Annotated in this window: 10 protein-coding genes; 7 read left to right on the top strand and 3 right to left on the bottom strand. The window is 39.5% G+C overall.

Features of this window, described 5'->3' with window-relative positions:
* Nucleotides 1-1,072 precede the first annotated feature (1,072 nt).
* Nucleotides 1,073-2,914, bottom strand: a complete 1,842-nt coding sequence (locus AC07YC_RS22310; protein ID WP_494920473.1) for a methyl-accepting chemotaxis protein — start codon at nucleotides 2,912-2,914, stop codon at nucleotides 1,073-1,075.
* Between the two features lie 245 nt (nucleotides 2,915-3,159).
* Between AC07YC_RS22310 and AC07YC_RS22305 the strand changes: the two genes are divergently transcribed.
* Together AC07YC_RS22305 and deoD are read left to right on the top strand one after the other, a co-directional pair.
* Nucleotides 3,160-3,378 carry a YozE family protein gene (locus tag AC07YC_RS22305; RefSeq protein WP_336634758.1) on the top strand — a complete coding sequence of 73 codons (219 nt, stop codon included), beginning with the start codon at nucleotides 3,160-3,162 and terminating at the stop codon, nucleotides 3,376-3,378.
* A 112-nt stretch (nucleotides 3,379-3,490) separates the two neighbouring features.
* Nucleotides 3,491-4,198, top strand: coding sequence for a purine-nucleoside phosphorylase (gene deoD, locus AC07YC_RS22300; protein ID WP_008174795.1), 708 nt, complete (start codon nucleotides 3,491-3,493; stop codon nucleotides 4,196-4,198).
* 169 nt (nucleotides 4,199-4,367) lie between these two features.
* On the opposite strand, the gene AC07YC_RS22295 is transcribed toward deoD, so the two are convergent.
* Nucleotides 4,368-4,586 (bottom strand): YjcZ family sporulation protein, encoded by a 219-nt coding sequence (locus AC07YC_RS22295; protein WP_494920472.1) that lies wholly within the window; start codon nucleotides 4,584-4,586, stop codon nucleotides 4,368-4,370.
* A 210-nt stretch (nucleotides 4,587-4,796) separates the two neighbouring features.
* Here AC07YC_RS22295 and AC07YC_RS22290 point away from each other — a divergent pair, with 210 nt between their 5' ends.
* The 5 genes from AC07YC_RS22290 (at nucleotide 4,797) to AC07YC_RS22270 (ending at nucleotide 9,883) form a co-directional block, all read left to right on the top strand.
* The gene (locus AC07YC_RS22290) at nucleotides 4,797-5,243 is read left to right on the top strand and encodes a GNAT family N-acetyltransferase (RefSeq protein ID WP_494920471.1); all 447 of its coding nucleotides are present in this window, start codon (nucleotides 4,797-4,799) and stop codon (nucleotides 5,241-5,243) included.
* Between the two features lie 244 nt (nucleotides 5,244-5,487).
* Nucleotides 5,488-5,922 (top strand): GNAT family N-acetyltransferase, encoded by a 435-nt coding sequence (locus AC07YC_RS22285; protein ID WP_494920470.1) that lies wholly within the window; start codon nucleotides 5,488-5,490, stop codon nucleotides 5,920-5,922.
* 46 nt (nucleotides 5,923-5,968) lie between these two features.
* Nucleotides 5,969-6,607 carry a DUF2306 domain-containing protein gene (locus AC07YC_RS22280; RefSeq protein WP_494920474.1) on the top strand — a complete coding sequence of 213 codons (639 nt, stop codon included), beginning with the start codon at nucleotides 5,969-5,971 and terminating at the stop codon, nucleotides 6,605-6,607.
* A 282-nt stretch (nucleotides 6,608-6,889) separates the two neighbouring features.
* Nucleotides 6,890-8,374 (top strand): collagen-like domain-containing protein, encoded by a 1,485-nt coding sequence (locus AC07YC_RS22275; protein ID WP_494920469.1) that lies wholly within the window; start codon nucleotides 6,890-6,892, stop codon nucleotides 8,372-8,374.
* A gap of 480 nt (nucleotides 8,375-8,854) precedes the next feature.
* The gene (locus AC07YC_RS22270; protein ID WP_494920468.1) at nucleotides 8,855-9,883 is read left to right on the top strand and encodes a serine hydrolase domain-containing protein; all 1,029 of its coding nucleotides are present in this window, start codon (nucleotides 8,855-8,857) and stop codon (nucleotides 9,881-9,883) included.
* A 32-nt stretch (nucleotides 9,884-9,915) separates the two neighbouring features.
* On the opposite strand, the gene AC07YC_RS22265 is transcribed toward AC07YC_RS22270, so the two are convergent.
* Nucleotides 9,916-10,221 (bottom strand): hypothetical protein, encoded by a 306-nt coding sequence (locus AC07YC_RS22265; protein ID WP_336634752.1) that lies wholly within the window; start codon nucleotides 10,219-10,221, stop codon nucleotides 9,916-9,918.
* Nucleotides 10,222-10,262: the final 41 nt, after the last annotated feature.

Here is a 10,262-nt window from a genome sequence, read left to right as displayed (position 1 = left end):
GCAAAAAGGGAAATCGAACAGCATCGATTTCCCTTTTATCTTGAATATCAGCTAGTTCTGTCCCAGCCTCTTTTTTTGTTTGGGTGGGTGTAGAGGGGAGGGCGAGTTCAGATTAATGACATGCAATAGCAAAGCGGTGGATAGAACATGCGAAGTGACGGATATCACTCTCAGAGGGATGGATAGAATGCTAAAATCGAAGGTAGGTCTCATCAAGTGAGAGGATTCTCCAATGTAATGGTGCAAAATAGCAAAGAGACGGATAGAAAGTGAAAAGAGACGGATAAAACTCTCAAAGTGACGGATAGAACCTGAAAAGTGGTGGATAGCCCGCTCAAAGCGAAGGATAGAACGCTAAAATCGAAGGTAGGTCTCTCAAGTGAGAGGATTCTCCAATATAAAGGTGAAAAATAGCAAAGAGACGGATAGAGCCTGAAAAGTGACGGATAGAACTCTCAAAGTGACGGATAGAACCTGAAAAGTGGTGGATAGAACGCTCAAAGTGAAGGATAAAACCTGAAAAGTGGTGGATAGCCCGCTCAGAGCGAAGGATAGAACGCTAAAATCGAAGGGAAGTCGCATCAAGTGAGAGGATTTCCCAATATAAAGGTACGAATTTGCAAAGAGACGGATAAAACCTGAAAAGTGACGGATAGAACCTGAAAAGTGGTGGATAGAACGCTCAAGGTGAAGGATAAAACCTGAAAAGTGGTGGATAGCCCACTCAGAGCGAAGGATAGAACACTAAAATCGAAGGGAAGTCGCATCAAGTGAGGGGATTCCCCAATAAAAAGGTGCAAAATAGCAAAGTGACGGATAGAACCTGAAAAGAGACGGATAAAACTCTCAAAGTGACGGATAAAACCTGAAAAGTGACGGATAGAACTCCAAAAGTGACGGATAGCCCGCTCAGAGGAATGGATAAAACGCTAAATTGCAGGAGACAACTCAAAGAGACAGAAAGCCGCCTTGACTATGGCTAATCCATATCTCCCCAATTGAACTCTAATTCAGCCAAAAAAAGAGGGGATCCTCCAAAGAAAGGATCCTCCTCAGTAATTCGCAATAAAACTTAAACTTTAAATGCGCCTACTAGATTACGGAGGCTGTCTGCTTGTTGGGCAAGCTCTGTGGCAGCCGCGTTGATTTCCTGCATGGAAGCGGAGCCCTGTGTGGCAGCGGCGGCGGATGTTACGGTGTTAGCTGCGGACTGCTCGGCATAGGCATTGACGTGAATGAAGTCGCTTGCTACTGCGTTGCTAAAGTCCAGTGTCGACGCAATTTTATCCACCATGGCTGCAATAATCGTTGTAGTTTCTTCTGTATGCGATAAAATGTTGGCCAAGGATTGATTGGTTTCATTGGTCACTTCAACGCCACGAATGACAGTAGTGACCCCTTCATGGTTTTGGGCAATGATCGATGTGACTTCATCCTGAATAGATGTCACTATCGCAGTTACTTCCTTGGCAGCGCTTTGGGATTGTTCTGCTAGTTTACGAACTTCATCCGCTACCACAGCAAAGCCCCGACCATGCTCGCCAGCTCGAGCTGCTTCGATCGCTGCATTTAAAGCTAATAGATTTGTTTGCTCGGAAATGGCTGTAATGGTACCAATGATCGATGTAATGTCGGCAGATTTACGACCTAACGCCTCGACCGTGGATGTTGTGGATGCCATTGTTTCTTCAATTGATTGCATAACCAGCGAAGATTGCTCCACAGAAAGGCTTCCTTCATCGGCTGCTTGCTGCATGGCTATAGAGGCACGATGTACGGCACTCGCTTGCTCGTTTAATTGATGCATAGAGTGCTCTAGGTCGCTCATTTTTTGTTGCGCACTATTCATACTAGAAATGGTATTATCACTATCGCTTGCAATATCTGCTGTTGCATCGGCAATATCTTGAATGGTACGAGCATTTTCATCTGCTAACGACATGAGCTCCTGACTACTACTGGATACATGATCAGCCAGTTCGCTTACACGTCGAATTAAATTAGAAATCGACTCAATCAACGTATTTGTGGAAGCGGCAATAATGGAAAATTCATCGCGATTCCGCACGTTCACACGTCTAGTTAAATCGCCGCCTGCCTGAGCAATATCAAGGATGGAGTCATTAATCGCTTGTGTATTACGCTTCAAAGATTTAAAGAGCATGAAACCAAAAATGACGATCGCTAAAAAGCCGATAATGGATACGATAAAAAATGTAGTAATTGAAAGATTGACCTGCTGATTAAGCTTGTCTAACTTTGCTTTGTTCGATTCATCCATCACCATATTTATGGATTCAATATTATTATCAATATGCGTTTTCATTGTTTCCCCAGTAGCCCCCATCATGAGCTTGCGAGCCTGCTCGAGACCAAGTTCATCACGCATAGTCATTACTTTTTTTGAATAATCCAGGTAATTTTTATAATATTGGTCAATGGCCTGCATATGACCAAGCTCAACTTGCCGGTCCTGAAATTGTTCATTTAATGCCGCTAATTTTTTATTAATGGTATCAATTTTTAAATGATAGGAGGTAGAATAAATGCCATTCCCTGTTATTAAGTAACTTTGTTCCAAATTCGTCAACCTTGCTATCTCATACGCAAGTTGGTTTACTGTTAATTGCTCTAGTACATTTTTCTTAGTGAAGTCTTCCATCTCCTGCTGAAGCTTCTGTATATTGACATAAGACAATATACCCATAACACCGTTAATTACAATAAGAAGTGCGAACATAATAAGCACTTTGCCTCGAATTAAATGGTAAAAACGTTGTCGTTTTTCTTTCATAGGAGGGGGATTAATCCCGGTTTCCTCTTGTAGAGAAGCTTTCTTTCCTTTAAAAAAGCTAAAAGTGAAGAGAGTCGGGCGTTTTTTTGCTGCATCATGAGTTTTTTTAGTCTTTTTCATCGCATCACCTTCCTATTTTTTAGTAATCGATTTCAATTTTATCTTATTTTACTAGTTTTTTCTATTATTTTTTCTAAAAATTAAAATTTTTCTGATAGATATAACTATGACAAAAGTCTTGATGCCCAAGAAAATAGTTCTAAAATCACGAATAGGAAATATATCTTAGTAGTGGGAATTATGACGAATATCGTTTTTTCTGATACACTATCGAAAAGTAAATGCAAAAAAGGGGAAATTGTGTGATGAAAAAAAGTTTTTATTTATATGTCCTTACATTTCGAGGCGGCGACTGGTCAGATGCCAAGGTACGGTTTGCAGAGGAAATGTTTCATGAGCATAATTTTCCAAAGCAAAGTGCAGACTTTAATGAGTTATCCAACTACATTGAATCCTATGCTACAGAAAATTTGACGATTGATGCTTTTGATCATTTGTGGGAGTTATATGAGGGACAGGCATAAATTGTACGAAAACTATAAATAATTTTTAAGTTGCTAGACGTCTAGCATTGCGTAAATGACAGAAACACAGTATTATTTATAGTGATAACTGACAGAAAAGAGGGATTGCAGTATGAGTGTTCATATTAATGCAAAAAAAGGTGAAATCGCTGACACAATTTTACTTCCAGGAGATCCACTTCGTGCAAAATACATCGCGGAAACATTTTTAGAAGATGTAACTTGCTACAACGAGGTACGTAATATGTTTGGTTATACAGGTACGTATAAAGGCAAACGTATTTCAGTACAAGGAACTGGTATGGGTGTGCCATCTATTTCAATCTATGCGACAGAATTAATGCAAGAATATGATGTTCAAAAATTAATCCGTGTAGGTACTTGTGGTGCAATTCAAAAAGATGTGAAAGTGCGTGACGTGATTTTAGCGCAAGCAGCAACATCTGATACACGTATGAACCAAATCATTTGGGGCGGTGCTATCGACTTCGCACCTATCGCAGACTTTGACCTATTATTAAAAGCGTATAACGCAGGTAAAGATGCTGGACTTAACTTACAAGTGGGGAATATCTTCACAGCAGATTTATTCTACTCAGATGAGCATCAAAATGAAAAATTAGCACAATACGGTGTACTAGCCGTAGAAATGGAATCAGCAGCTCTTTACACATTAGCAGCTAAATTCGGCCGTAAAGCACTTTCTGTTCTAACAGTAAGTGACCACATTTTAACTGGCGAAGTAACAACATCAGAAGAACGTCAAACGACTTTCAATGACATGATGGTTGTAGCATTAGAGGCAGCTATTCAAGACTAATTGATATAACAGCGTTTTCAACGTGTGTTAAATACCATTAATAAAAGCAACCGACCATATACTAGTCGGTTGCTTTTCCTTTTTCTTTCAAAAAAAAGGGCCACAGCTGAGTGCGACCCTTGGATTATTGACAGAAAGAGTTATATTTATTTGTTTTACAACTAACTAATTAACAATCTTCTTTTTGCATGAATGTTGCGCCAACGATAATGAGTAGAATGAATAGAATAACGATTAAGACAAATGTTGAACTATTACCTTTGCCGTGGTCCATGCAGTAGCCCATGTTATATTCATTACCATAACCGCTGTAACAACAACCGTAATTACCTACATTACCATAATATCCTGCGTTGCCTGCGTTGCCTACGTTTCCGTAATATCCCATGAAAACCTCTCCTTTCTTCAATTTATAGTATGTAATTTGTCATTGAAGGGAGTGGGGTATTCGTCTAATGTAAGCTAAAAAAGAGTCATCGATATAATAATGGTTTAGTTCTAATCCATAATTAAACGCTAATGAAATCCGATTTGAGGTACTATGAAATTAATAAAAGAAAAGGAGAAATAAAAAATGTTTACCTTTCTTAACAACGATATGAAATTTGTGGAAACCGAAAAGGACATTATGAATTCGAATCAGGAATATAATGTAATCGCCTATGATAAAAAAGTTCTAGGGAATGAGGATATTTTAGAAATACACGAAGAAACAGAAGAATTACAGATTGAACGATATTTGGTGAAAAAAGGGGATGACTTTATAGCTATTTTGGATTATGGAATGTCCAGCCCTCGCCATCAAAAACCTTGGATAAGTTTATTGGCGGTCCACAAAAAATACCAAGGTTTAGGATATGCCAAAAAAATTTACATGTTGTATGAGGAACGGATGAGAAGCCAACAAGTAAACTGTATTCATATTGCTGTTCATTCTACCAATAAAAATGCTGTGAATTTCTGGTCGTCGCTTGGTTTTAAACAGTTTGATGAGAGAATTTACGAAGATCAAGTTATCTTAAGTTTTGAGAAGATTTTAGAATAAATAACAAAAACGAACTTAACTTCATGAATAAGAAGTATTCCATGAGTAGCAACTATCCGATAAGAGACAGCTATTTTATACTTGTTAATCCACTTTCAATGATTTTTATTGGAATGACTTTTTAATTCTAATGTTGTTCGTTTTAGTCTTGTGGAAAAAAGTTTTGAAGAAATAAAATCCAGTCCAGCAATTTAACAATGAAACCACAGGCTATCTCATAACTATAATCGAAAGGAAGGATTCTATGGAAATTATTCAATCTATCCCTATTCAGCCTACAGTGAAAGTTTTATTATCCTATGCCACATCAAAAACAAAAGCGGAGCAGGAATACGATTTGTATATACATGCCCCTGCAAGAAAATTATATGGCTATTATATAGATCAAGAACTTGTTGGATGTCTAGGTATTGAATTAGTTGATGCACATCAGTGTGTCATTAAACATATTGCCGTATCGCCAGCGCATCGTGGGAAAGGAATTGGGGGTGAGATGGTACAGTTTATTAACCATCATCATTCATTTTCTTCCATTTATGCTGAAACGGATAGAGATGCTGTGATTTTTTATAAAAATATAGGATTTCACATTACGAGTTTAGGAGAAAAATACCCAGGTGTGGAGCGATTTGCATGCCTATTAACCGGCCCTCCATTGCAGCGTACTGCTTTCAACTAGTACATAATAATATGTAATCTATATAGGAAAGAAAGGAGCTGCATCTATTAAGAAGAAATTGTGGTTGATCATGAGTGTCTTGGCATTTTTAATAGCGGGTTATTCTATCGTACAATATATGGTGTTGGATGCACAGCAAGCAGGCTTTGTTCAATTAAAGCTTATGCTAAGTGCTACTTTAAACTCACTGTGGTTCATCGTGCTGTATATCCATATTATTTTTGGCGTGTTAGCGTTAATAATTGGTCCTTTTACCTTGTCCTCAAAATTAAGAGAGAACAATGTGAGACGTCATCGAATATGGGGGAAACTATATTGTGCCAGTATTTTATTTGGCGGTAGTGCAGGTCTTTATTTAGCATTCCATGCCACAGGGGGATGGGTCTCGCAATGGGGCTTTGGTTTATTATCGATAGGCTGGTTACTGACAATGTTGCAAGCGCTCATAAAAATCAAACATCGAAACCTTCAAGCTCATCAAAAATGGATGCTAAGAAATTATGCTTTAACGTTTGCGGCAGTGACCTTACGTATCTGGTTACCTTTGTTTACCATCCTATTTGGGGATGAAAAGTTTCAGTATTATTATGCTGTTATTGCTTGGTTATGTTGGGTGCCCAATTTAGTCGTAATTGAATGGTATATCCGACGTAAACTCAGACCAATTCTTGTGAACATACATTGACATATATTCAGACATTGCGTTCTCAATAGAGCCCAATGTTTTTTTAGTTTATGGTCAAATTCAAAAGTATTTATATAGTAATTAACTAATTAGTCAATAAACTAGGTGCATTAATTATCCCCATAGTCAATTTTCGAATATGATGCAAAAGAATGGGAGGTGAAATATTTGAGGTTTAGTTACAGCCGTAATTTTGATAATTTCAAATGTGATTCCAAATGTAACTATCCCATGAAGTATAAGTGTAATGAATTTGGGTGTAATGGCTATCCATATGATTTATTGGGCATCCAAGATCCGATAGGTGTAACAGGTGCAACAGGTGCGACAGGTACAACAGGTCCTCAAGGTGCGCAGGGTTCGCCAGGGGCAATGGGACCCCAGGGCATAACGGGGGCAACTGGAGTGACAGGTGCCCAAGGACTAGCAGGAGCAATGGGAGATACAGGCCCACAAGGAGCAGCAGGAATAACCGGAGCAATGGGACCTCAAGGGCTAGTGGGAGCAACTGGAGAGAGAGGACTGCAAGGACTAGCAGGATTAATCGGTGCGACGGGATCTCAGGGAGTAACAGGATCTACTGGAGCTCAAGGACTAGTAGGAGTAACCGGAGCAACGGGACCACAAGGAGAAAGAGGACTAACGGGATTAACAGGATTGACAGGATTTCAAGGAATAACAGGACAAACTGGAGCTACAGGTATACAGGGAGTAACGGGACTTCAGGGAGTAACTGGGATTACAGGGGCAACAGGCCTCCAAGGACTAGTAGGAAATACCGGAGCGACAGGCTCGCAAGGTACAACAGGTATTACAGGAGTTACAGGGGCAACTGGAATCACGGGAGCGACGGGCCTCCAAGGACTAATAGGAACTACCGGAGCCACAGGACAACAAGGTACAACAGGAATGACAGGAAATACTGGGGTAACAGGAACCACCGGAGCCACAGGACAACAAGGTAGAACTGGTATCACAGGAGCGACAGGAGAAAGAGGGCTAACTGGGAATACTGGGGCAACAGGTTCTCAAGGAGTCACAGGAATAACGGGAGCGACAGGACTTCAAGGACTAGCAGGAATAACCGGAGCCACAGGACAACAGGGTACAACCGGTATCACAGGAGTGGCAGGAACTACTGGTGTCACAGGAATCATGGGAGCGACGGGCCTCCAAGGATTAGTAGGTACTACCGGAGCCACAGGACAACAAGGTACAACAGGAGTGACAGGGCTGCAAGGAGCCACAGGTATAACCGGAATCCCAGGGGCTACGGGGGCAACTGGAGCAAGGGGGACTACGGGTGTTACGGGTATTACTGGTATAACAGGAACTACTGGCTCTACGGGTCCGAGTGGTTCGGGTCTCATGGAAGTATACTTATCTACGGATCAATCAGTTGGCAATAATGATTTTCTTGGGACTGGTAATTCGTCGGCTTCTTTTGTCAGAAATACAATCGTAATTCCGGAAAATGCTATTATTCGAAGCTTAACGTTGAATATACGGGATCATTCACTTAGCGCAGGACAAACCGCTTCGGCACAAGTATTTATAAGCACGAATGGTGGTTTCACTGCCCCGACTGCAACGGGGATTATTGCGACAGTGACAGGACCAAGTTCAATAACTACTCCAAATAGTTGTGCGAAGGCAAATGCGAACTATTCAATCAATAGTTGTACACTTCTTTCTGTACAAGTGACTACAACTGGTGGAGCTTTTTCAAATGGCGTTTCTGCAACCATCATATTTACCACTATTTAGTGTTGTTCAATAAGACGCATCTACGATAGGAAAAATTGCAGATGGTCATGCTGAGCGATGGTTGCTAGACGGATTTTTATGTTTGCGTCGTTAGTTGTTCATGTAGCTGACCTTAGAAAAAAGGCTAAGAGTTTAGGTTCAAATCTGTACGCGTAGTTGTTTGGTGTTGTGTGTGTAAAAAACTAGAGATTGATTCGTCTAGTTCCCATAAAGCAAGCGCAACATTTTGAACCTCTTCCATTTTCCCCTTCATTCGGTTAATAAAAAAGCCAACCGATATATCGAGCGTCACCTAAGTTTTCATATATCATTTCCCAAAGTTCAATAGAGTAAAAAGAAAAAGGCAACAATTGCTCGTAGTAACAATTGAATGGCAGTACTCTCGATTTTGGAAGAAATTCACATGACATATTCAATCTATATTGTTAAAATAGAAAGAGTCATTATTTAGAAAATTTAATAAAATTAAGGGGAATCTGTATGGATACAAAATTACATAACATTATAATGGACATTCAACAGAAGGTTGATTTTTCAGGGACAGTGCTTGTGGAGAATCGAGAGAAGGGTGTGATAGTCAATCAAAGCTTTGGGTATGCTAATCGTTCTGAGCAAATCAAAAACCATGCAAAAACTCGATTTGGAATTGCTTCTGGTTGTAAAATTTTTACGGCAATAGCTATTTGTCAGCTAATAGAACAAGAGAAACTTTCGTTTGATACGAAATTACATGAATGTCTTAACCATCATTTTGACCATTTGGATCAGGACATAACGATTAATCATTTACTGACGCATACTTCTGGAATACCAGATTATTTTGATGAGGAAGAAATGGAAGATTTTGAAGAGTTATGGGTCGAAAATCCAATGTACCATCTTCGAACATTGAGTGATTTTTTACCGTTATTTCAAAATCGCCCTATGAAATATAAAGTAGGCGATAGATTTCATTACAACAATGCTGGCTATATATTATTAGGATTAATTGTCGAGCAAACATCGGGATTGGTTTTTTCCGATTACATTCAACAATCTATTTTTGATCGAGTGAAAATGACGGAATCAGGCTATTTCTCGATGGATGCTCTGCCGTTAAATACGGCCTTAGGTTACATCGACAATCCAGATGGTACATGGAAAACAAATATTTATTCATTACCCGTAAAAGGTGGATCTGATGGGGGAGCATTTGTCACAGTAGGTGATATGGCGAAGTTATGGCATGCCCTGATGAATTTTGAACTTTTAAATGAAGATTTAACGCAGCAACTTCTAACAGTACATGTAGAAACGAGTGGAAATAATGGCTATGGCCATGGTGTATGGATTAAGAAAAATAGCAAATCATCTATTTTGAAATATCATGTTATGGGGTACGATCCTGGGGTCTGCTTCCACTCAGCATATTATCCTGAATCCTCTTTCAAGGTTGTGATCTGTTCCAATAAATCAAATGGAGCCATTGATATTATGAAAGGAATAGAAGAGGCGTTAATTTCAATTTAAGAGACTGGAACTGTGCGTATTTTATACAAAAATTAAGAGGAAAATCGATTTTGTTTTTTTAATTTTTTTTGCTTATAAGTAATATAAGAGGTTTTCAACGAGGCATAACTGCCAATGGCCGCATAGCCATAAAACCAGCCCATAAATAGGCCTGCTAACAAATTGTGGCGATGGCTGATGAAGACAGAAATGAGTAAGCCGATAACTAAAGCGATGGAGGGTACCCAAAAAGATTTAATATGGCATAACCTCTTCATCAACTGTGTTAGAATCATCACCAATGGGACGGCAATGACGGCATCCCAAAAATTCGTATGTATGAGTGGGAAATGTTCCATACTTTTCACCTCGATTAGAATGATTTACAACTATTGTTAGC

It is taken from the genome of Lysinibacillus sp. GW247-5R2A (genome assembly GCF_059424475.1).
Note: the sequence above shows the minus strand (reverse complement) of the source record. Positions and strands in the feature narration are given on the sequence as shown.